18 protein-coding genes are annotated in these 22022 nt (G+C 69.2%); 11 read left to right on the top strand and 7 right to left on the bottom strand.

Annotated features, from left to right (window positions below; translation table 11 throughout):
- Positions 1–53: 53 nt before the first annotated feature.
- Positions 54–1682, top strand: coding sequence for an NTF2-like N-terminal transpeptidase domain-containing protein (locus GOARA_RS16225; protein WP_040523744.1), 1629 nt, complete (start codon positions 54–56; stop codon positions 1680–1682).
- A gap of 130 nt (positions 1683–1812) precedes the next feature.
- Here GOARA_RS16225 and GOARA_RS16215 read toward each other — a convergent pair whose 3' ends face one another.
- Both GOARA_RS16215 and GOARA_RS16210 read right to left on the bottom strand, forming a co-directional pair.
- Positions 1813–2250, bottom strand: coding sequence for a DUF3054 domain-containing protein (locus tag GOARA_RS16215; RefSeq protein ID WP_007323503.1), 438 nt, complete (start codon positions 2248–2250; stop codon positions 1813–1815).
- 5 nt (positions 2251–2255) lie between these two features.
- Positions 2256–3503, bottom strand: coding sequence for a lysylphosphatidylglycerol synthase transmembrane domain-containing protein (locus tag GOARA_RS16210; protein WP_083834905.1), 1248 nt, complete (start codon positions 3501–3503; stop codon positions 2256–2258).
- A gap of 54 nt (positions 3504–3557) precedes the next feature.
- Here GOARA_RS16210 and GOARA_RS16205 point away from each other — a divergent pair, with 54 nt between their 5' ends.
- The 3 genes from GOARA_RS16205 to GOARA_RS16195 are packed head-to-tail and all read left to right on the top strand — an operon-like array spanning position 3558 to position 6627.
- Positions 3558–4712 (top strand): AI-2E family transporter, encoded by a 1155-nt coding sequence (locus GOARA_RS16205; RefSeq protein WP_007323501.1) that lies wholly within the window; start codon positions 3558–3560, stop codon positions 4710–4712.
- On the top strand, positions 4709–5977 hold the full coding sequence (gene macS / locus GOARA_RS16200; protein WP_007323500.1) for a MacS family sensor histidine kinase: 1269 nt from the start codon (positions 4709–4711) through the stop codon (positions 5975–5977). Before GOARA_RS16205 ends, macS begins: the two co-directional genes overlap by 4 nt.
- Positions 5974–6627: a response regulator gene (locus GOARA_RS16195; RefSeq protein ID WP_007323499.1), complete on the top strand. Its 654-nt coding sequence runs from the start codon at positions 5974–5976 to the stop codon at positions 6625–6627. The genes macS and GOARA_RS16195 overlap by 4 nt, the downstream gene beginning before the upstream one ends.
- 12 nt (positions 6628–6639) lie before the next feature.
- Here GOARA_RS16195 and GOARA_RS16190 read toward each other — a convergent pair whose 3' ends face one another.
- From GOARA_RS16190 to trmB, 3 genes are all read right to left on the bottom strand, one after another.
- Positions 6640–9669, bottom strand: a complete 3030-nt coding sequence (locus GOARA_RS16190; RefSeq protein WP_007323498.1) for an MMPL family transporter — start codon at positions 9667–9669, stop codon at positions 6640–6642.
- 156 nt (positions 9670–9825) lie between these two features.
- A complete protein-coding gene (locus tag GOARA_RS16185) occupies positions 9826–10515 on the bottom strand; it encodes an NYN domain-containing protein (protein WP_040523739.1) in 690 nt (229 codons plus the stop codon).
- The gene (gene trmB, locus GOARA_RS16180) at positions 10512–11294 is read right to left on the bottom strand and encodes a tRNA (guanosine(46)-N7)-methyltransferase TrmB (protein ID WP_007323496.1); all 783 of its coding nucleotides are present in this window, start codon (positions 11292–11294) and stop codon (positions 10512–10514) included. Before trmB ends, GOARA_RS16185 begins: the two co-directional genes overlap by 4 nt.
- 24 nt (positions 11295–11318) lie before the next feature.
- Here trmB and GOARA_RS16175 point away from each other — a divergent pair, with 24 nt between their 5' ends.
- From GOARA_RS16175 to GOARA_RS16145, 7 genes are all read left to right on the top strand, one after another.
- On the top strand, positions 11319–12470 hold the full coding sequence (locus tag GOARA_RS16175) for a hypothetical protein (protein WP_007323495.1): 1152 nt from the start codon (positions 11319–11321) through the stop codon (positions 12468–12470).
- A 52-nt stretch (positions 12471–12522) separates the two neighbouring features.
- The gene (locus tag GOARA_RS16170) at positions 12523–12834 is read left to right on the top strand and encodes a DUF6802 family protein (protein WP_007323494.1); all 312 of its coding nucleotides are present in this window, start codon (positions 12523–12525) and stop codon (positions 12832–12834) included.
- A 122-nt stretch (positions 12835–12956) separates the two neighbouring features.
- A complete protein-coding gene (locus GOARA_RS16165; RefSeq protein WP_007323493.1) occupies positions 12957–14786 on the top strand; it encodes a phosphoenolpyruvate carboxykinase (GTP) in 1830 nt (609 codons plus the stop codon).
- Positions 14787–14831: 45 nt separating this feature from the next.
- Entirely contained in the window at positions 14832–15737 is a 906-nt protein-coding gene (locus tag GOARA_RS16160; protein ID WP_007323492.1) for an ABC transporter ATP-binding protein, read from the top strand.
- Between the two features lie 14 nt (positions 15738–15751).
- The gene (locus GOARA_RS16155) at positions 15752–18307 is read left to right on the top strand and encodes an ABC transporter permease (RefSeq protein WP_040523800.1); all 2556 of its coding nucleotides are present in this window, start codon (positions 15752–15754) and stop codon (positions 18305–18307) included.
- Between the two features lie 52 nt (positions 18308–18359).
- On the top strand, positions 18360–19007 hold the full coding sequence (locus GOARA_RS16150) for an MmpS family transport accessory protein (RefSeq protein WP_007323490.1): 648 nt from the start codon (positions 18360–18362) through the stop codon (positions 19005–19007).
- A 3-nt stretch (positions 19008–19010) separates the two neighbouring features.
- On the top strand, positions 19011–19349 hold the full coding sequence (locus GOARA_RS16145) for a hypothetical protein (RefSeq protein ID WP_007323489.1): 339 nt from the start codon (positions 19011–19013) through the stop codon (positions 19347–19349).
- 9 nt (positions 19350–19358) lie between these two features.
- Here the strand turns inward: GOARA_RS16145 and GOARA_RS16140 are convergent, their stop codons facing one another.
- Together GOARA_RS16140 and GOARA_RS16135 are read right to left on the bottom strand one after the other, a co-directional pair.
- On the bottom strand, positions 19359–20672 hold the full coding sequence (locus GOARA_RS16140) for an MFS transporter (protein WP_007323488.1): 1314 nt from the start codon (positions 20670–20672) through the stop codon (positions 19359–19361).
- Positions 20673–20700: 28 nt separating this feature from the next.
- On the bottom strand, positions 20701–21168 hold the full coding sequence (locus tag GOARA_RS16135; RefSeq protein WP_007323487.1) for a MarR family winged helix-turn-helix transcriptional regulator: 468 nt from the start codon (positions 21166–21168) through the stop codon (positions 20701–20703).
- Between the last annotated feature and the right edge of the window lie 854 nt (positions 21169–22022).

Here is a 22022-nt window from a genome sequence, read left to right as displayed (position 1 = left end):
CGGTGCGCGCTCAGGTCGACGCAGTGGTGTGACAGATGTGAAAATTGTGACTTATGAGGATCTGGGCACCGAGAGCTGTTTTGGCCGTCACCGCCACAGCGGCGTGCGCCGTCGCACTCGTGTCGTGCTCGTCGTCGCCGGCCGGTGCCGCGGCGGTGATACACGACTACGCCAACGCGGTGTCGCAGCAGAACATCCAGCGTGCGGCATCGCTGACCACCGCACCCGGTCAAGCGAGTGACGCGTTGACGGCGACGATGGACGGCATGCACGCGATGCGCGTCGAGACCGAAGTCGTCAGGACCGTCGACTACAGCGACGGCACCGCCGGCTTCGAACTCAAGACGACCTACCGCTGGGAGGGCGGCCGCCAGTTCGTCACCGCGACGCAGGGCACGGCGCGCAACCTCTCCTCGGGATGGCGAGTCCAATGGGAGCCCTCGGTCATCTACTCCGGTCTACGGCCGGGCGGCCGGATTCAGCAGGTCCGCACCGACGCGCGCCCCGCGCCGCGCGTGCTGTCGCGCAGCGGGAAACCGTTCATGGTGATGCAACCCGTCAACGAAGTCATCATCAACCCCGACCAGACCAACGATCTCGGCCGCACCGTGCAAGCGGTCGCGCGAGCCATCGCTCCGATGGCCCCGCAGATCACCTCCGACGTCATCCTGAAGAAGATCTCCGGTCAGCCGGGCGAACCCGTCGTCGCCGTCACGCTCCGGGATCCGGACATGAAGGTCCTCACCACCGATCCCGGCAAGATCCGGGGAGTCACCGTGCACAAGTCCGAGCGACTCGTCATGACCAACCGCCAGCTCAGCTCACCGCTCGAGGACGGGCTGACGAACTACTGGCAGGCGATCCGCGACGTCACCGCCGGGTGGAAAATCGTGGTCGCGCAGCCGGGGGAGGCCCCCCAGCGTCTCGACGGCGAGCAGGGCCCGGCCGGACCGAACATCGCCACGACGATCGACCCGCGCGTGCAGCGCGCCGTGGGCGACGCCGCCATCGAGGTGGCTCAGCCGACGACGATCCTCGCACTCGACGGCAAGACCGGCGGAATCCTCGGCATGGGCCGCAACAAGGCCGCCACCGATCGCGGCATCAGCATCGACGGCGAGTACACGACGGGATCGTCGCTCGCGCCGGTCTTCGACGCGGTGACCGCTTACGCGAGCAAGAACGAGGTCGATACCGCCGAGCTACTCGACCGGCTCGGCCTCGGCGTCGTCTTCACCGTGCCCGGCGCATCGTCGCCGCAGCGGAACGGGATCGGCGTCGAGCGGGTCGACTTCCGCCCGGGCGAGGTGCGTGCGTCGATGCTGAACGTCGGTGCGCTCGGAGTCGCCCTGGCGCGCGCGACGAATGGTGAGAAGACGTCGGTGCCGCCCTTCGTCATCAAGGGGCAGCAGACCCGTGTTCACGAAGGGAAGCTGGGACCGGTGCAGGGCGAGTTGGTGCGTCCTATCCTCGACGCGATGGCTCGTACCGCCCGACGTGGAGACGCGAGTGATCTCACCGACGCCAAGGGGCTGCGCGCCCTCGTCGGCACCAATGGCCCGGATGGGCCCGGATGGTTCTTGGGAATCGTCGACAAGAAGGTGATCGTCATCTACACCGAGGGCAGCCGGTCGGGGACGGCAGCGTTGCAGGCGGCGCAGAAGTACCTGAAGATCCGGTAGGTCGAATCCCGGGCACGCTCGGCGAGAATCTGGGCACGGTCGGCGGGAATGTGGGCACGGTCGGCGGGAATGTGGGCACGGTCGGCGAGAAACTGGGCACGGTCGGCGGGAATGTGGGCACGGTCGGCGGTTAGCGCGCGAACATGCGATAGACGCGGTCGGCCACGGCACGCCAGCCGAGCAGCAGGACGCACAGCGACAGCGTCGCCACGCCGATGAACTGCGGCGCGGTACCGGTGTGGAACAGGGCGCGCAGCAGCATGCCGACGACGACCGCGCTGATCCAGACGACGATCCCGAACGGCAGAATGCGCTCGGGTCGGAATTCCTCGGCCCGCAGCCAGGAGGGCGTTTCGATGCGCACCAGGACGTAGGCCAGCACCCAGCCGAGCGCCGCGCCGACGAGGAAGGGCGCGGCGGTTTGAACGACTCCGACCGCGCTCAGCGCCTTCTCGTGGCTCTCCCGACCGCCGGTGGAGAAGACGAGAATCATGACCGCGTCGAGCACCGCTGTTGCCAGCAACGGCAGGTGCAGTCGCCGACGCTGTGGTCGAAGCTGTGAGGTCATTGTTCCTACGGTAGCTTCCAGGCGTTGTCCTCCACCGGAGGCCCATCGTCGGGCCCGTCGTCGGGCCCATCGTCGGTGTCGCTGTCGGCGTCCGCGTCGAGTTCGCGCTCCCCGTCGGGCAGCGGGTGCCCGAGGATCAGCCGGCGCTGGTCGTCGGTGAAGTCGAGGAGCGGGCGGTCCGGGCCGGCCGGGGCGGCGGTGCGCAGTCCCTCCTCGAAGTCGTCGGTCTCGTCGTCGTCGCTGCGGATGCGGCTGCGGTACATCACCAGCACGACCACCCAGCCGATCAGCGAGACGAGCGCCCAGCTGACGAGCCGGTAGAGGATGACCGCGACGACCGCGTCACCCGTGGTCATCCCGGCCGGGACGAGGGCGGCGACCATGGCCGCGTCGACGACGCCGAGTCCGCCGGGCAGCAGCGGAATTGCCGTGCCCACCGCCTTCGACGCCGCGTAGGCCACGGCGATGCCGGCGATCGACGGGTGCGATCCGATGGCCCAGCAGGCGAACATCAGGCAGCAGACATCGGCGATCCAGTTGAAGAGGCTCCAACCGAAAGCGACGCCCGCGTCGCGCCGGGTGAGCGCGACGGCGCCGAGCTGGTCGATCAGCCGGCTCAACCGCTCCTGGCCGGCGTCCTCGGGACGGTTGCGCACCTCGTTGTACCAGGTGAGGATCCGCTGGCCCCACGCGTGCACCGTCGCGGGGTGGGCGGAGAGGTACTGCAGCACGGCGACGAAAGCGATGAAGCCGAGAATCGAGAACATCGTCGAGTACGGGTTGGTGCGTGCGCCCGCCATGACCGCGCCGCCGATGCCCAGTGTGGCCAGACCGACGCCGGCGATCAGGCCCGACATCACCACCTGCCACGACGCGACCACCGGATTGGCCCCCCAGCGACGGGTCTCGCGGTAGGTGAAGGCCGGTGCCAGCACCTGGCCCCCCGGCATCGTCTGGCTCAGCGAGTTCGCGGCGAGGATCACCGACAGCGACCGCCACTGGGAGACGAGCACGCCCGCCGAACGCAACAGTGCGCGCTGCACCCGCGCGAAACTGTCGAGGTTCGCCATCGACGCCACGAAACACGCGGCCAGCCAGCCCCAATGAATATCGCCGATGCGGCTCCACGCTGCGGAGAACTGGTCGCGGACCAGGTAGCCCTCGATCGCGAGCACCGCGATGATCCCGACCAGCATGATCCAGCGGAGCCATCCCTTGCTCTTGTGCCAGATCGCGCGCGGCGATTTTGCCATGCCGGTCAGGGTACCTAACCCCGAAATGCCCGCGACCTGCCTAGTCTTGGTCCCGTGGCAACGACGTCGAATCCCGACGAGCATCCCGTCCCGCCCGGAGTCCGGGCGGCAGCGGCGTGGTCGTGGCGGCTGCTGGTGATCGGGGCGCTCGTCGTCGCGCTTTTCACGGGCTTCATGCACTTCAAGACCGTCTTGGTTCCGGTGGCGATCGCGGTGCTCGGCACGGCGATGCTCGTGCCGATCGTCGACTTCCTGAATCGTCACGGGGTCCCGCGGGCATTAGCCGTCGTCGCCTCGATGGTCACCGTCCTCGGCGTCCTCGGGCTGGTGCTCGCCTTCGTCATCCGCGAATTCATCCGGGGCTTTCCCGAGTTGACCCAGCAGGTGACCGGCACGGTCAACTCGGTGAAGAAGTGGCTGGTCGAAGGACCGTTCTCCCTCGACGCGAAGCAGGTCGACAACGTCGGAGCCGACATCGTCGACTTTCTCAACCACAACCAGGAGCGGGTTACCAGCGGGGCGCTCGCCACGGCGACGACCGCCACCGAGATCATCACCGGAGCGCTGCTGGCCCTGTTCCTGATGATCTTCTTCCTGTACGGCGGCGGCCAGATCTGGGCGTTCCTGACCAACCTCGTCCCCGCCGCCAACCGGGAGCGGGTGTTCGCCGCGGGCCACGCCGGATTCGGCACCCTCGTCGGCTACGTCCGCGCGACCGTCGCGGTGGCGCTGGTCGACGCGGTCGGCATCGGCGTCGGTCTGGCCATCATCGGCGTGCCGCTCGCCCTGCCCCTCGGCTCGCTGGTCTTCCTGGGTGCCTTCATCCCGATCGTCGGCGCCCTGGTCACCGGCGGCGTCGCGGTACTCGTCGCGCTGATCACCAACGGCTGGCTGGCCGCACTGATCGCGCTGGCGATCGTCGTCGCCGTCATGCAGCTGGAAAGCCATGTGCTGCAGCCGTTCCTGCTGGGCCGGTCGGTGCGACTGCATCCGGTGGCGGTCGTGCTGGGCATCGCCGGGGGCATCGTGCTCGCGGGCATCATCGGGGGTCTGCTGTCGGTGCCGCTGATCGCTTTCGCCAATACGGCGATCAGGGAGCTGCGGCGGTGGCCGGAAGCGCAGCGGCAGGTCGACGACGGTGAGGCGGACGCGGTGCGCGGCGTGGTGCTCGCCGCCGATCCGGATCCGCCGACCTGGGACAGTCGATGACGCCGCGGGAGGAGACGGGCTCTTCGCGCGCCGCGGTGCGCCGCGCCTGGCTGGCGCAGGTGCGGACGCGCGTCGACGAGGACGCCTCGGCTCCGCTGTGGCGGGCGGCGCAGGTGTTCCGCGCGCTGTCGGTCGTGTACACCGTCGGCTTCCAGCTCGCCGTCAACGACGACCTGGACCGCCGGCGCACGGTCGCGCTGCTCTTCGCCGTCCTCCTCGGGTGGACGGTCGCGTGCGGAGTCGCCTACCTGGTGGGTTTCGGCCGCAACTGGAAGTGGGTCGGTGCCGAGATCGCGATCACCTGCGCGCTGATGCTGTCGACCTCGTACGTCGCCTCGTCGGAGTGGATCGCCGAGAACCAGCCCTGGCCGACGACGCTGTGGGCCTGCAACGCGGTGATCTCCGCGGCGATCCTGGGCGGCGCGAGCGGCGGCGGTCTGATCGGGCTGCTGGTGTGGGGTTCCTCGGTCGTGGTCAAGGGCAGCGCCTCGCTGAACCTCGGGCGCAACGCACTGCTGATCCAACTGCTGTTCCTCGGTCTGGTGGTGGGCTGGGCGGCGACCAGCGCCCGCCGCAACCACGAGCTGCTCACCCAGGCCGCGCGCTATGCCGCGGCCGCCGAGGAACGCGAGCGACTGGCCCGCCACGTCCACGACGGCGTGCTGCAGGCGCTGGCACTCATTTCCCGGCGCGGCCGCGAGATCGGCGGGGACACCGCCACACTGGCCGACCTTGCCGGCGAACAAGAGCAGGAACTGCGCCGCTTCCTCACCGATACGGCCGAGGAGGACCGCACCTACCGGGAGCGGATCGCGGCCACCGCGGCCGGCGACGTCGACCTCGTTCAGCTGTTGCGCAAGCACGCCGGGTCCGCGGTCCTGGTCAGCACCCCGCGCGACGCGGTTCGGGTGGCCGGCCAGGTGGGTGCCGAGATCGACGCGGCGGTCCGCAACGCGCTGGACAACGTCGAGCGGCACGCCGGCCCGCAGGCGCGGGCGTTCGTGCTGCTGGAGGATCTCGGCGACGAGCTGGTGATCAGCATCCGCGACGACGGTGTCGGGATCGAGCCGGGCCGGCTCGAGGCCGCCGCCGACGAGGGGCGGCTGGGTGTCGCGCAGGCCATCATCGGGCGCATCGAGGCGCTCGGCGGCCGCACCGAACTGGATTCGCGGCCGGGCGCGGGAACCGAATGGGAGCTGATCGTGCCGCGATCGCTCCCGGCCGGTACGGAGAACTTCGACCGGGGAAACCAGGAGGACCGATGACGATCCGAGTCATGGTCGTCGACGACCACCCGATGTGGCGCGACGGCATCGAGCGCGACCTCACCGACGAGGGATTCGAGGTGGTCGCCACCGCAGACAGCGTCGGGTCCGCTGTGCGCCGGGCCGGCGCCGTGCGGCCCGACGTCGTGCTGATGGACATGCAGCTGCCCGACGGGAACGGCGCAGAGGCGACGGCACAGGTACTGGCCGTCTCGCCGTCGTCGCATGTCCTGGTGCTGTCAGCGTCCGACGAGCGTGACGACGTGCTGGAGGCGGTGAAGGCCGGCGCCACCGGATACCTGGTCAAGAGCGCGTCGCGGGACGAGATGATCGCCGGTGTGCGGGCGACCGCCGACGGGCAGGCCGTGTTCACCCCGGGACTGGCCGGATTGGTCCTGGGCGAATTCCGCCGGATGTCGGCCGGGGGAGAGGACCCGGAGAAGCCGGCACTGTCACCCCGGGAGACCGAGGTGCTGCGGTATGTGGCCAAGGGGATGACCGCCAAGCAGATCGCGGCCAAGCTGTTCCTCAGTCACCGCACGGTCGAGAACCACGTGCAGTCCTCGCTGCGCAAACTGCAGCTGGCGAACCGGGTCGAACTCGCCCGCTACGCGATCGAGCACGGGCTCGACGAGCCCGAAGAGGAGTGACCGGCCCGACCGCTACTCGTCCGCGCCCTTGTCGCGGGCGCGGCGCAGCAGATCCTGCACGCTGATCTCCTGATCGCCGCGATTGCCCGCCGCGCGCTTGCCGTCCTGATCGTCGTCGTCGAACTCCGCCTCGGCCTGGCCGAATCCCGACGCGGGCGTGATCGGCGGGGTGACCGGCGACGGCGGTGCCGCGGGCACCGTGGCGTCCTCGAAGCGGATGCCGCCTTCGCCCAGGCGCCAAGCGCCGGTGTCGGGGGTGTCCTCCGAGGTCGGGGTCGGGGTCACCGGCCGACGGGAGACACGCGGAGTCGGCGGCGGCGTCACTGGTTGAGACTGCGCCGGTGCTTGGCGCGGGGAGACCGGCTGGTCGCCGACGGCCGGGCTCGGTCGCGGCGTCACCGGTTGCTGCGGAACGGCAGGGTTCGCTCGCGGGGTGACCGGCGGCGTCGCCGGACGCTGCCGGGGGGTCACCGGCTGCTGCTGCGGCTGTCCCGGGGGTCCGGCCGGCGGTTGTTGCGCCGCGGGACCGCTCGGCCGCTGCGGTGGCGCCGGGACCGCCTGCGGTTGCTGAGGGGCCGGACCCGGCCGGGGACTCTCCCCGGTCGGGGCGGCCGGAGCCACCCGCCGCGAACGGCGGGACGTCGAGTTCGCGCTGGGGATCGCCGAGGTCGGCGCGCTGGCGATATAGGTGCCCGCCGACATCGACCGTGAGGCTGCGACGTTCGCGTCGACCATCTGATCCGGTTCGACGTCGAGGATGGTCTCGCCGAGGCCCAGTTTGCGCTGCAGCGTCTGCATCCACTGCGGCGCCCACCAGCAATCGTCGCCCAGCAGTTTCATGGTCGACGGCACCAGCAACATGCGGATGATCGTCGCGTCCAGGATCAGCGCCGCGATCATGCCGAAGGCGATGTACTTCATCATCACGATCTCCGACAGGGCGAATGCCCCGGTCACAACGACGAGGATCGCGGCGGCGGCGGTGATGATGCGGCCGGTGTGCGCGGTACCGACACGGATCGCCTCGGTGGTCGACGCCCCCTTCTGCCGCGCCTCGACCATCCGGGACAGCAGGAATATCTCGTAGTCGGTGGAGAGGCCGTACACGATCGCGATGATCAGCACGAGCACCGGCGCGAACAGCGCGCCCGGCGTGAAGTTCAGCAGGCTGGAGCCGTGGCCCTCGACGAACATCCACGTCAGGATGCCCAGCGTCGCACCCAGACCGAGCGCCGAGACGAGTGCGGCCTTGATCGGCAGCACGATCGACCCGAATGCGAGGAACATCAAGAAGCCGGTGACGAGCACCAGGATCACCGTCATCAGCGGCAATCGGGCCATCATCGCGTCCATCGAGTCCTGCGTCAGCGTCGGCGTCCCGGCGATGTACATGCGCATGCCGTCGGGTTGCTTGAGCGAGCGCAGGTACTTCACCGCTTCCGCCGTCACGTCGGTTTGCGAGGGGTCCCGCAAACCGGCGGCCATCTGCGAGACCACATAGCTGGAATCGCCCCAGGACGCGGAGCTGCCGCCGCCGCCAGCGTTGTCGGGCGACATCGTGAACTCTTTGGTGAAGTATTTCTGGTCGTCCGGAACCCCGCGGTCGTGGGCATTCGCCTCGGCGGCCAGCGTGTTCAGCGCCTCGGTGTCGGCGGTGTCGCCGTCGTAGAGGACGATGATCTTGACTTCCTCGGTACGTGCGGCGGGGAAGGCCTTGTCAAAGGCCTCCTGCGCTTGGCGCGTCGGGTTGTCCGGCGGCAGGTACCGCTCGCTGATACCGCCGAACGCGATGTTGCCGAATGGAATGATCAATGCGAGCAACAGCAGCACGGTGGGAACCGCGGTCTTGAGCGGGTGCTTCATCACCCAGCCCGACAGCTTGCCCCAGAAGCCGTCTTCGACTTCCTGTTTGGTCTTGGTCCGGCGCAGGAACGAGAAGCTGAAGGCGTCGATGCGGCGGCCGAGGATCGACAGGATCGCCGGCAGCACCGTGATCGACAGGAAAGCGGCAAGGGCCACCGACGCGATCGCGCCGTACGCCACCGACTTGAGGAAGCCCTGCGGGAAGATCAGCAGACAGGCGATCGCCGCGATGATGATCGTCGCCGAGAACCACACGGTTTGGCCGGCGGTCATCACGGTTCTTCGGACCGCGGCTTTCGTCGTATAGCCCTCGGCCAATTCTTCGCGGAACCGGCTGACGATGAACAGGCCGTAGTCGATCGCGATACCCAGCCCGATCAGCGTGACCACCGATTGGGCGAAAATGTTCAGCTCGGTCACCGTCGCCAGGAATTTCATGATGCCCAGCGATCCGGCGATGGTGAGACCACCGATCAACACGGGCAGCGCGGCCGCCACGACGCCGCCGAAAACGAAGAAGAGCATGATCGCGACGACGGGCAGCGCGATGACCTCGGCGCGATGAATGTCGCGCGCCATGCCCTCGCTCATCGAGTTGGCGATGGGTTGGAGGCCGGCCAGGTCGAACCTCGCGCCGGGTAAGTCGAAACGCTCGCCGATGTTGTCGAAAGCCGGTTTGAGTTCTTTGAAGTTGTTGAGGATCGACGTGTCGTCGTGCCCGACGACGCCGATGCTGACGAACGCCTTGTTCTCGTCCAGATTGAACATGCGTTCTTGCATCTGACGCTGGGATTCCCGCGCCAGTGGACTGCCGTCACCGGCGTTGAACGGGTCATAGATACCGGGATCGTCGCGGCCGACGAGGTGCTTGGTCTTCTCGCCCGTCACGAGATCCTGAACGAAGTTCTCCATCTTCGTCTGGAACTCGATATCGGTGATCTTCTGCCCCTCCGGGGGAGTCACCATCAGAACGATGTCGGATTTGTGGTCGCGGCCCAGCGCCTTATCGGCGATGATCGAGCCCTTCACGGACTCCGATCCCGGGTCGAACCAGCCGCTCTGCGACAGGTGATTGGGCAGATCAAGGCCGTAGAGGCCGAGACCGGCCATCATCGCCACCATGACGGCGATGACGGTGTACCGCATTCGATGAACAAACGCGCCGATCCATCCGAACACCTTCGGTTCCTTTCGTTACCCGGCAGGCTCCGACCGCGTACCGGCTGAACCCACGTCGGCCCATTCTTCCAGGAAACGCCTGAATGCAAACTGAGCAGGCCGGAAATTCGGCGCCTTTCTATGACTAGGGCAACACTGCTCCGCGCAGGGTGAGGGCTATCGCAACAGCGAGCTGAGCGGCCGGAACGGCGGCAGCCAGGCGCCGTCGTCGGGCAGCGCGTCGAGGGAGATCCGCGGTAGCGGCTCCCGGAACACGTTGGGGATGTCTTCGAGGTCGACGAAGGTCAGGTTGTCGACCCCTTGCGCCCAGCTGGCGTGCTCGCGGAATCCGATCACGGTCACCGGCACGCCGTCGTCGGCGAGTTCGAGCAGCGGTTCGCGGAACGCCTGACCGTCGGCGGAGGCGACGATCAGACCGGCCAGCCCGGTGGTGTGGTGGCGTAGGGCGATGTGGTCGAGCATGTCCTGGTCGACATCGGTGTCGTCGGCGAGTTTCGGCTTGGCGAACACCGCGAACCCGACGTTGCGCAACGCGTCGACCCACGGCCGGACCACCTCGGCGCTACCCGGACTGATGTTGGTGAACACCGTCGCCTCGGGCTCGATCGCGGTCGATACCCCCTCGGGCAGGGGCGGGGAATCGCCGGCGGAGCGCAGCGCCTCGGTCCGGCCGAGCAACCACCGGCCGACCGCGTCGAAGCGCGGCCGGTGAGCGGCATTCGGCCGGCCGCCGATGATGGCGCCGAGACCCATGTCCATGTTCGGCGCGTCCCAGACGAGCAACACGCGACGGGCGCGGGACTGACCGGAGATGATCTCGCCCACCGAACCTTCTGTACTGCTCATTTCTCCCCCTCGGCCCGCGTGTAGATGAACTCCGTGACGACGCGGCCCTCGTCGGCCGCACGTCCCTCGAACTTGGTGGTCGGACGCGCCAGCGAGATCGGACTCTCGGTGGCCAGCGCGTGATCGGCCCCGCTCGCGCTGCTCCCGGCGGCCAGCGGAACCAGGTGGGTACGGCTGGTGTCCTGGTTGTCGAGCAGCTCCCGAATCCACTCGGTGTAGTCGGCGTGATCGGTCGCGATGTGCAGCACCCCGCCGTCGACGAGCCGTTCGGCCATCATCGCCAGCGTCCCCGACTGCAGCAGCCGCCGCTTGTGGTGACGGGCCTTGGGCCACGGGTCGGGGAAGAAGACGCGGATGCCCAGCAGGCTCTTCGGTTCGATCAGCTCGTCGAGCACGACGACCGCGTCACCGCGGATCATCCGGACATTGGTGAGTCCGCCGCGGTCGACGAGTCCGACCAGCTGCGCGAGACCCGGTTGGTAGACCTCGACGGCGATCACGTCGAACTCCGGTTCCTCGGCCGCCATCGCTGCCGTCGAGATGCCGGTGCCCGAGCCGATCTCCAGGATCAGCGGTGCGTCGCGGCCAAACCATTCCGCCGCGTTCAGGGGCGGTTCGGTCACCGTCCCGTCCGGGTCGCGGCCGATGCGCAGGTCGCGACCCAGCTCCGGCCAGAGGTTCTCCCAGTTCCGGCGCTGGCCGGGCGTCAGGGTGCCGCGCCGGAACCGGAAGCTGGTCACGCGCGGATAGAGCCGGGACTGATCGACGGTATCGCTCACCCGACCATCGTCTCACCTGATTACATGGTGGTCGTCGACTACCGGGGAGGTCGGCCGGATCGGGGGAGCTACCAGACCATGGGGGAATCGGCACGGCGCGAGCGCAGGCACGCGCGTTTCGGCCGGATCGCGGTGACGATGCCGGATCCGGTGCTGGCCGCCGCGTTGACGGCGGAAGGGTTCACGCTCGACGTCGAGGCGCCGGGGGCCGTCGGATTGTGCTGTGTCGACGTCGGCGAGGACGTGCACGGCGGTGAATTCGACGCCGAGGGGGTGGCGGCACAGCTGCGCGCGATCGGGCAGCGCGCTTACGAGGTGGCGCTGGTCGGCGTGGGGATCGAAGCCTGTCCCGATTGGCCGGCCCGGATGGCGCGGCTGGCGTCGGCGGTGGACCCGGACGGATCGCTGCCGGTGTTCGCCGTCGCCCTGGACATCGCCGCCGACGGGAATGTCGAGGCGTCCGGGCTCGGCGAACTCGTCGCGTGGGCCGTTGCGGAGGCCGACGCGATCGCCGGCGCGGAGTTGGCCCGTCGCGATGCCGCGGACCGGCTCACCGGGTTGCGCGTCGGGTCGGCCGCCGTGCGCAGCTGGGCCGGCGCGCGGATTCACAGCGGCTTTCGCGAGGTGGCTTCGGCCGCGCAGCGCGAGGCGGCGTCGCTGCGGGCCGCCGATACCGCCGCGTTCGTCCGATGGGTGCGCTGGTCCGCCGCCGATTTCGAGGAGCGCATGGTGGCGGCGGTCGCCGAGCAGGCCGCGCACCTGCGGGCGACGGCGCTGGTCGGGCTGCCCGCCGACGACCCGTCCGGCGAGCCGGTTCCGCCTCCCACCGCGCCGCCCGCCCATGGCTGGCCCCGCCGGACGTGGGGCGCGGAGGACGCGGTGATCGTGCTGATCGGGGCTTCGAGCGGGTTCGGCGTCGGGCGTCTGGCCGCGGGTTCGTTGTCGGGGTGGATGACGGGCTGGACCGCCGTGGTGCTCGCGGTGCTGGTCGGCGTCGCGGTGGCGGCCGGCGCGGTCGCGCTGCGTCGGCGCGTCCTGCTGCGCGGGCAAGCGCACGCGTGGGTAAGCGAGGTCGTGGCGGATGCTCGGGCGCGGACCGAGTGGCGGGCCGCCGCGCTGCTGAACGGAGTCGAGCCGGCGACCACCGCGCGCGTGCGACGGGCGGCATCGGCGTGACGGCCACCCGATCGGAGGGAACCGAACGGCGCGCCGCTGCGTCTAAGTACTGATGGACGGTGACTGGACGGATGGTGCGACTCCCGAGGACGGCGCGGCCGGTGGAGTCGCCGAGCACCTGTGGCTGGCCGAGTCCGGACGGCTGTGGGATCTCGGTCCGGCGACCGCCGACACCGATGCCGACGGCGTCCACGACAGCCTCGCCCGCAACGACCGAGACGGATTGACCGTCTTCACCGACACCGATCGGGACGGCCGGGTGGACCTCATCACCCGCGTCGGCGCGGACGGCTCGGTGGCGTCGTCGGTCTACGACGAGAAGACCGGGCGCTGGAGCGCGGCGAAGCCCGGCCGGCTGCGGTAGAACCGCATGCCCACCCAATCCGCCGATGCTCAACCCAGCTCCCGATCGACCAGGTAGATCGCGTATCCTGAGGGGCGGATCGACCGCGTTGCAGGCGGTCGTCGACTTCAGGAGACGCTTCAATGACCTCTGCCACGATTCCCGGTCTGGACGCCGCCAGCGCGCCCACGAAACACGCTGACCTGCTCGCTTGGGTCGCCGAGGTTGCCGAGCTGACCCAGCCGGAACGCGTCGTGTGGTCCGACGGCAGCGACGAGGAGTGGGACCGGCTGAGCGCGCAGCTCGTCGAGGCCGGCACCATGGTCAAGCTCAACGAGGAGAAGAAGCCCAACTCGTTCCTGGCCCTGTCCGACCCCGCCGACGTCGCTCGCGTCGAGTCGCGCACCTACATCTGCAGCAAGACCGAAGAGGGTGCCGGCCCGACCAACAACTGGATGGACCCAGACGAGATGCGGGCCACCATGACGGAGCTGTACCGCGGCAGCATGCGCGGGCGCACCATGTACGTCATCCCGTTCTGCATGGGCCCGCTCGGCAGCGACGACCCGAAGCTGGGCATCGAGATCACCGACTCGGAGTACGTCGTGCTGTCGATGCGCGTCATGACCCGCGTCGGCCCGAAGGTGCTGGAGGCACTCGGCGACGACGGGTTCTTCGTCAAGGGCCTACACTCGGTCGGCGCGCCGCTGGAGCCCGGCCAGGAGGACGTGCCGTGGCCGTGCAACACCGAGAAGTACATCACCCACTTCCCCGAGACCCGTGAGATCTGGTCCTACGGCTCGGGCTACGGCGGCAACGCGCTGCTCGGCAAGAAGTGCTACTCGCTGCGCATCGCGTCGGCGATGGCCCACGACGAGGGCTGGCTCGCCGAGCACATGCTGATCCTCAAGCTGATCTCCCCGGAGGACAAGGCCTACTACGTCGCCGCCGCCTTCCCGAGTGCCTGCGGTAAGACCAACCTCGCGATGATCCAGCCGACCATCCCCGGGTGGCGCGCCGAAACCGTCGGCGACGACATCGCCTGGATGCGCTTCGGCGAGGACGGTCGCCTCTACGCGGTGAACCCCGAGTTCGGGTTCTTCGGCGTCGCGCCCGGCACCAACCACAGCTCCAACCCGAACGCGATGAAGACAATCGAGGCGGGTAACACGATCTACACGAACGTCGCGCGCACCGACGACGACGACGTGTGGTGGGAAGGTCTCGAAGGCGAGCCCGACCACCTGATCGACTGGAAGGGCAATGACTGGTTCCTGCGGGAGACCGAGACGCTCGCCGCGCACCCGAACTCGCGTTACTGCACGCCGCTGTCGCAGTGCCCCTCGGTCGCCCCGGAGTGGGACGATCCGCAGGGCGTGCCGATCTCGGCCATCCTGTTCGGCGGTCGCCGCAAGACCACCATTCCGCTCGTCACCGAGGCCCGCGACTGGGCACACGGTGTGTTCATGGGTGCCACCGTCGGCTCCGAGCAGACCGCGGCGGCCGAAGGGACCGTCGGCAAGGTGCGCCGCGACCCGATGGCGATGCTGCCGTTCATCGGCTACCACGTCGGCGACTACCTGCAGCACTGGCTCGACATCGGCGAGAAGGCCGACGCCGACAAGCTCCCGAAGATCTACTACGTCAACTGGTTCCGCCGCGGTGCCGACAAGCGCTTCCTGTGGCCGGGCTTCGGTGAGAACAGCCGTGTACTGGAATGGATCGTCGACCGCATCGAAGGTCGCGCAGACGGTCAGGAGACTCCGATCGGCATCGTCGCCACCCCGGAGGCTCTCGATCTCGACGGGCTCGACGTCGACCCGGCCGACGTCGCCGAGGCGCTCAACGTCGACAAGGCGGAGTGGCGGGACGAGCTGCCGTCGATCAACGAGTGGTTCGACTTCATCGGCGACAAGCTGCCCGCACAGCTGGCTGACGAGCTCGACGCGCTGACGAAGCGGCTCGCCGACTAGGAGCCTCACCCGCGAGCGACGGCAACTTGTGGCACCGTGGAACCCATGTCTGCCACCTCAGTCGACGCGGCCCCCACCTCCACCGCGGCCAGCGCCGCCGAACTGACCAAGGTCTACGGATCCGGCGACACGGCGGTCCACGCGCTGCGCGGAGTGAGCGTGGACTTTCCGGCCGGCGAGTTCACCGCGATCATGGGACCGTCCGGCTCGGGCAAGTCCACGCTCATGCACTGCCTCGCGGGCCTGGACACCCCGTCGTCGGGAAGGGTCCGCATCGGTGACACCGACCTCACCGGTCTCGGCGACAAGGCGATGACCGTGCTGCGGCGCGACCGCATCGGATTCGTCTTCCAATCGTTCAACCTCGTCCCGACTCTCACCGCGCGGGAGAACATCACCCTGCCGTGCGATATCGCCGGTCGGGACGTCGATCAGGGGTGGATGGACACCGTCGTTTCGCGGCTCGGGATCGGCGAGCGGCTGGAGCACCGGCCCAGCGAATTGTCCGGCGGGCAGCAGCAGCGCGTCGCGTGCGCCCGGGCCCTCGTCGGCCGGCCGGCGATCATCTTCGGCGACGAGCCCACCGGCAACCTCGACTCCCGGTCGTCGGGCGAAGTCATGTCCATCCTGCGGGCGGCGACCGACGAGTTCGGCCAGACCGTCGTCATCGTCACCCACGATCCGCGCGCGGCGTCCTACGCCGACCGCGTCGTCTTCCTCGCCGACGGCCAGATCGTCAACGAGCTGCGCAACCCGGACGCCGACGGGGTCTTCGAGGTCATGCGCCACCTCGACGACAAGACCGGCCCGGGCAGCGACCTGACGGCCGCCGGCTCGAGCGGTTCGACGGCGGCGACGCCCAACGTCGTACCGAACGTGGTGCGCTCGGCGAGGGCGGCGACCGACGATCCCGGGGGGACCGGTACCGCGGCGACCGGGGCGGACAAGTAGCCGTGGCATCGGTCATGCGCCGCGTGTCGGTGCGCAACCTCGGTGCCCACAAGGTCAGGCTGTTCCTGACTGTCTTCTCCGTCGTGCTGGGGACATCTTTCGTCGCCGGCTCGATGATCTTCACTTCAAGCATCTCGCACGCGTTCACCAGCATCTTCGACAACACCGCCCAGGGCGTCGCTGTACAGGTCGCACCGCGCAACCCCTCGGAGATGGCCGCGTCGGGCGCCCAGGCGAGTCCCGGCGTGCCCAACGCGATCGTCGACAAACTGCGCGCCAACCGCGACCAGCTCGGGTACGACCGGCTGGCCGTGAACTACAACGGGCTGGTGGCCGTCGCCACCGCCGACGGCAAGGCGCTGCAGACCGGCAACGCCCCGAGCGTCGGCACCACCTACCTCCCGCCCGACCGTGCGGTGGCGCTGGAGGAGAGCAGGATCCTGCCGGGTGGACGCGGTCCGGAACGGGCCGGCGAGATCGCCATCAACTCCACGGCCGCCGAGAAGGCCGGTCTGCGCGTCGGGTCGAAGACCAAGATCGTCACCGGCCAGGGCCGGTCCGAGCCGCAGGACGTCACGGTCGTCGGGCTGCTCGACTGGCCGTTCGAGGTCGGCGGCTTCGTCAACGTCGCCTTCGACGAGGAGACCGCCAGCCGGATCTTCTCCGACGGCGGGCACGCCGGCACCGTCTCCCTCTCGGCGCGCCCGGGGGTCTCCGACGCCGAACTGGCCGAACGCGTCCGAAACCTCATCGGTCCGACTCCGCTCAAGATCCAAACCGGCGACGAGGTGCGGCAGGAGGCCAAGGACGCGATCAACACGTTCCTGCAGATCTTCACCTACATCCTGCTGGCCTTCGCCGGCATCGGGATCATCGTCGGGACGTTCATCATCTACAACACGTTCGCGATGATCGTCGCGCAGCGCAACCGCGAACTGGCGCTGCTGCGCGCGGTAGGGGCCAGTCGACGTCAGGTTTCGCGGTCGGTGCTGACCGAGGCCTTCATCGTCGGTCTGCTCGGCGCGGCGACGGGACTGGCCGCCGGGATCGGCTTGGCCGCTGGCCTGCGGGCCATCGCGATCGCCACCACCGGATTGCCCGACGGCGGGTTGCGGATCACCCCGTCGGCGGTGATCGCGACCCTCGTCGTCGGTGTCGTGGTGACGATGCTCAGCGCGTGGCTGCCGGCACGGCGGGCCGCACGCGTCGCGCCGGTGGAGGCGATGCGCGCGACGATGGCCGAGCCGCGGTCGCTGCGGATCCGCACCATCGCCGGGCTGGTCGTCGGCGCGGCCGGTATCGCGGTCACCGTCGCGGCCGCCCTGCGCCAAGGCGTCGGCCCTGCGCTGGCGGTGGGACTCGGCGCCATTCTGCTCATCGTCGCGGTCGTGCTGGTCGCACCGGCGCTCTCGCGGCCCGTGATCGCCGCGCTGGGTCTGATCACCCGGCCGTTCGGCAAGATCGGGCAGTTGGCCCGTACGAACGCCGTCCGCAATCCGCGTCGCACCGCCGCCACCGCGTTCGCCCTGACGATCGGGCTGATGCTCGTCGCGGTGATCGGCACCCTCGGCTCGACCTTCAAGGCGACCATCGACGAGTCGCTGGACAGCAACGTCGCCGCCGACTTCTTCGTCACCGGCCTCAACAACGCCCCGGTTCCACCGCCGGTGCTGCAGGCCGCCCGGGATGCGGATGGGGTCGCCGAAGCGGTCGGCGCCGGAATGGTCGTCAGCACGGTCGGCGGCAAACAGGTGATGGGCAACGCGGTCGTCGGCGGCCGCCTCAGCGACCTGGTGCGCTACACGGTCGTCGAGGGCACGGACGTGACGCCCGACGGGATGCTCGTGGACGAGCCGACCTCGCGCGCACAGGGGTGGACGGTGGGCAAGACGGTCACGTTCACCCGCGCCGACGGCGCGACGGTCGATGTGCCCGTGGTCGGGACCTTCGAGCGCAACGACGCGCTGGGCGCCTGGCTGGTCGGGAGCGACGCGTACGACCGGATCATGCCGCCGTCGACCCAGCTGCTGATGGGCGTCTTCGTGCGGGCCGACCCGAACGCCGACCCCGAAGCGGTGAAGCAGGCTCTCACCGACGCCACGGCGAAGTACCTGACGGTGCAGGTGCAGACGAACGAGGAGTTCAAGAGTTCGGTCTCGTCGATGATCGACCAGATGCTCGGTGTGCTCTACGCGATGCTCGGGTTGGCGCTGCTGGTCGCCGTGCTCGGCATCATCAACACGCTGGCGCTGTCGGTGGTGGAGCGCCGCCAGGAGATCGGAATGCAGCGCGCCATCGGCATGGTCCGCGGTCAGGTGCGCCGGATGATCTACCTGGAGTCGGTGCTGATCGCGGTCTTCGGCGCACTCCTGGGTGTCGCGCTGGGCACCGGGTTGGCCGTCGCCGTCGTGCGCACGCTGCGCGAATGGGGCATCGGCAACCCGGTGCTGCCGTGGCCGCTGATCGTGCAAACCCTCGTCGGGGCGGCCGTCGTCGGCGTGATCGCCGCGGTGTGGCCGGCGATCCGGGCGGCGCGCACCAAGCCGCTCGAAGCGATCGCCGACGAGTGAGCGCCCCCACGGATTGGGGCGCCTCTCAGGTGTGTGGTGCCACAATGGCTGCATGACCCAACCGCAGAATCCGCAGGATCCGTTCGCATCGTCGACGCGACGGTTCGATCCGGACCAGCCGACGAGCGCGTACCCGTCGGAGCCCTACCCGGATGCCGGGCAGCAGTACGGGACCGCCCAGTACGGGGCTGAACAGTACGGTCAGGACTACAACGGCGGGGGCGGCTCCAGGCGCACCAAGGTCCTCATCGGGTCCATCGTCGCCGCACTCCTGGCGATCCTGCTCGTCGCCTTCCTCATCTCCGTGACGGGAGGCAAGGGATCCGACGAGCCCGTCCCCGTGACGTCGGAGACGACCTCGTCGACGACCACCGAGGAGACCACGACCTCGGAGACGACGACCAGCGAGGAGACGAGCACCGAGACGTCCCCGCCGGCACCGGCCGGACAGGTCGTCTACCGCCTCGTCGGCGACGGCGACCTGATCGTCGTGCGCTACAACCAGGGTGCTGGGCAGCAGACGCTGGCGACGGTGCGCTCCCCGTGGTCGGTGACGGCCAACGTGCCCGACGGAGCGGCGAGTTTCGACGCGATCGTCGTGCGGGGCTCGGTGACCTGCCAGATCCTCGTCGGCGGCGCGGTGGTCACCGAGGGCACCAGCTCGGGCGGCCCGCTGAACTGCTCGGCGACGGTGGAGTAGACGATGAACGCATTCCAACGTGCGGCCAAGCTCGCGAACACGGTGTTCGCACCACTGCTGTCGGCACCGGTGCTGGGCCCCGTGCTCAGCCGCTCGATGGCGGAGATCTCCTATGTCGGGCGCAAGAGCGGGCGACCGATCACGTTGATCGTCTCCTACCGTCGCAAGGGCGACGACGTGGTGCTCATCGGCGTGGCAGCGGCGGATCAGAAGACGTGGTGGCGCAACTTCTATCCCGACGGCGCTCCGATCACCGTGCACCTCGACGGCCGTGACCGCACCGGATTCGCGGTCGCGCGCCGCGACGAGCGCGGCACGTCGGTCAAGGTCACCCTCGACTGACCGGCGTCGTCACATCTCCTCGGCGCCGATGAGCGCGGCGTCCGGCGCGACAGGTTCGTCGTCGGCTTTGCCCAGGCGTACCAGCGAGACGACCGCGATCGCGATGACGCAGTAGGCCGCGGCGAACCAGTAGGGGGCGGGAGCTCCGAAGCTCGACGCGATGAAGGCGACGACCATCGCCGACGCCGCGCCGCCCATCCAGCGCAGGAAGCTGTAGCCGGCGCTGGAGACCGAGCGGGGCGTGTCGGCCGAGCCGCTGGACATCGCGACGCTGGTGAACAGGCTGTTCAGCACACCACCGGGGATGCCCGAGGCGATCACCGCGGCGCCGATCAGTTCGACGGAGTGGATACCGACGCCGATGGCCGCGACGCCCATGATCATCGCGTACAGGGCGATGCTGACGATGACTCCGGCCTTCTGGCCGAGCGCGTCGGCGATGCGCGGGGCCAGGAACACGCCGGTGACCGCGGTGAGAGCGCCCCAGCCGAAGAACACGAGTCCGACACCGATCGGGCCGACGCCGCCGTGACCGCTGGCCTTGCTCGCCGCGGAGAGCGCCAGCGGCGACCATGCCACCACGGTGAACAGGGCACCCATGTAGAAGGCAGCGCCGACGCCGGTGATGGCCAGCGTCGGGTTGCGCAGCGCCTTGAGCGGGGCGGTGAACCCTACCGCGGGGCGCGCGGCCCGTGGCTTGTCGGTGGGCAGCATGATCGCGCACAGGATCGCGCCGATCAGCATGAGCAGCGCGGTTCCGGCGAACGGTGCCTGCCAGGCGAAGGTGCCGAGCAACGCGCCCAGCAGCGGTCCGACGGCCAGGCCGGCGCCCAGGGCGGCCTCGTAGAGGAGGATCGCTCCGCGCTCGCCTCCCTTGGCCTCGCCGACGATGAACGCCAGGGCGGTGGCCATGAACAACGCGTTGCCCAGGCCCCAGAACACCCGCAGGGCGATGAGCTGGTCGATGTTGGTGCCGAGGACGCTGACGCCGGCGGCGAAGACGATCAGCAGCAGGCCGACCGTCAGCGTCTTCTTCGGTCCGAAGCGGTAGGAGGCCCAGCCGGTGATCAGCATGGCGAAGACCTGGATGCCGAGGTAGACGCCGAACAGCAGGGTCAGTTTCGACTCGGGGGCGCCGAGTGCCTCGGCGATGGTGTTGAGGATCGGGTCGACCAGACCGATGCCCATGAACGAGATGACCGCGGCGAATGCCGTGACCCAGACGGCTTTGGGCTGCTGGCGGAAGGTGTCCATGAGCGACGGGTGCGCCCCGCTCGGCTCGGTGGGTGCGGTGCGCTGGTCGCGGTCGATCGTTGCGGTCACTGAATCCTTCTTCACTGGTGCTGTTCGGCTACTCGTCGGTCGACGCGGCTTCGGGGATGATCGGGATGTCGTCGAGCCGGCGCTGTAGTTCGGCGAGGGCATCGGCGCTGGCGGCCAGCGCGTCGCGATGGTCGTCGGAGAGCTGGGCCAGCGCTTGGGCGAGGGCGTCGTCCCGCCGGCGCCGGACCTGTTCGACGGTCGTGCGGCCCTGCGCGGTGAGTTCGACGACGACGGCACGACGGTCGTCGGCGTCGGGGCGTCGGGTCACCAGGCCGAGCTTGGCCAGACCGTCGACCAGAGCCGTTGCGGTCGGCATCCGGATGCCCTCGCGCTCGGCGAGCGCGCCCATCCGCAGCGGGCCGTGGAAGAGCAGGGTCGACAACGCCGAGGACTGGGCGGCGCTCAGACCCGCGATCGGGGCGCGGCGGCGCAACGCCAGGTAGAGACGAGTGATCGCCGGACGCAGGTCGCGGGCCAGATCATCGTTCGAACTCACCAGGTCAGAATATTACTTAGGCTTACGAAATAAAAGTGGAGACGGCGTGATCCGTGCCACCCGCGTGCGGCTGGTCGCACCAGGCGCTGATAATCGCCTCCATGGGCGGGTACCAGCACGCGTGCCGATGCGTGATCGCGCATTTCGTCATGCATGATCATGAACTATGCGCTACTCTTCGACACAATATGTGATTTGTCCAACAGGGGGAGCAAGATGACGACGCCCAGACCCGCGCGCGCTACTGGCTCGCGGCAGCCGCAGCGGTGATGCTTGGAGTCGGCCTAGTGACGGCTGTGACGGCGACGAACGCGCCGCCCACCGCCAACGCCGATGCGCTGTGCGACCAGATGCGCCGCGAGCACGGACCGTACTGGCCGTGCATCAACGTGCCGACCTACACCCCGCAGCCGACGCAGAACACCCCGCCGCCGACGGCGCCGACTCCCGGCGGACCCGGCTCAGGGCCGAACGCGGGCGGTTCCCCCGGCCCTGGCCCTGGTACCGGCAATGGCACCCCGATCATCCCGGTCCCTGGCTACCGTGCGCCGGGACTCCCCGGGCAGACACGGCCCCCGGCGCAGACCACAGGCCAACAGCGGCCAGCGCCGCAGAACCCGGCACCGCAGGCGCCAGCGCCCACTCCGGCGGCGAGAGTCGACCCAGGCAAGGTTACTGGCACGATCTACTTCAACAAGGAGGAGACGGATGAGGTTGCGAATGGCGACCTCACCGCGTTGAGTACGTGCGGACTGCTCTGGTCAAAACCCACCGGGGCAGCGTTGTGCGGTATCGCGGCATCGGCCATCATCACGCAGGCCGGGCGCGCCCAGAGGCGGCAGATGTGCTTGAAG

The organism is Gordonia araii NBRC 100433, from assembly GCF_000241265.1.
Taxonomy (GTDB): Bacteria; Actinomycetota; Actinomycetes; order Mycobacteriales; family Mycobacteriaceae; genus Gordonia; species Gordonia araii.
Note: the sequence above shows the minus strand (reverse complement) of the source record. Positions and strands in the feature narration are given on the sequence as shown.

Excerpts from the sequence above, each read along its gene's own strand:
- GOARA_RS16225 (WP_040523744.1), top strand. The coding sequence starts at position 54 with ATGAGGATCTGGGCACCGAGAGCTGTTTTGGCCGTCACCGCCACAGCG.
- GOARA_RS16215 (WP_007323503.1), bottom strand. The coding sequence starts at position 2,250 with ATGACCTCACAGCTTCGACCACAGCGTCGGCGACTGCACCTGCCGTTG.
- GOARA_RS16210 (WP_083834905.1), bottom strand. The coding sequence starts at position 3,503 with ATGGCAAAATCGCCGCGCGCGATCTGGCACAAGAGCAAGGGATGGCTC.
- macS (WP_007323500.1), top strand. The coding sequence starts at position 4,709 with ATGACGCCGCGGGAGGAGACGGGCTCTTCGCGCGCCGCGGTGCGCCGC.
- GOARA_RS16195 (WP_007323499.1), top strand. The coding sequence starts at position 5,974 with ATGACGATCCGAGTCATGGTCGTCGACGACCACCCGATGTGGCGCGAC.
- GOARA_RS16185 (WP_040523739.1), bottom strand. The coding sequence starts at position 10,515 with ATGAGCAGTACAGAAGGTTCGGTGGGCGAGATCATCTCCGGTCAGTCC.
- GOARA_RS16175 (WP_007323495.1), top strand. The coding sequence starts at position 11,319 with ATGGTGGTCGTCGACTACCGGGGAGGTCGGCCGGATCGGGGGAGCTAC.
- GOARA_RS16170 (WP_007323494.1), top strand. The coding sequence starts at position 12,523 with ATGGACGGTGACTGGACGGATGGTGCGACTCCCGAGGACGGCGCGGCC.
- GOARA_RS16165 (WP_007323493.1), top strand. The coding sequence starts at position 12,957 with ATGACCTCTGCCACGATTCCCGGTCTGGACGCCGCCAGCGCGCCCACG.
- GOARA_RS16160 (WP_007323492.1), top strand. The coding sequence starts at position 14,832 with ATGTCTGCCACCTCAGTCGACGCGGCCCCCACCTCCACCGCGGCCAGC.
- GOARA_RS16155 (WP_040523800.1), top strand. The coding sequence starts at position 15,752 with ATGCGCCGCGTGTCGGTGCGCAACCTCGGTGCCCACAAGGTCAGGCTG.
- GOARA_RS16150 (WP_007323490.1), top strand. The coding sequence starts at position 18,360 with ATGACCCAACCGCAGAATCCGCAGGATCCGTTCGCATCGTCGACGCGA.
- GOARA_RS16145 (WP_007323489.1), top strand. The coding sequence starts at position 19,011 with ATGAACGCATTCCAACGTGCGGCCAAGCTCGCGAACACGGTGTTCGCA.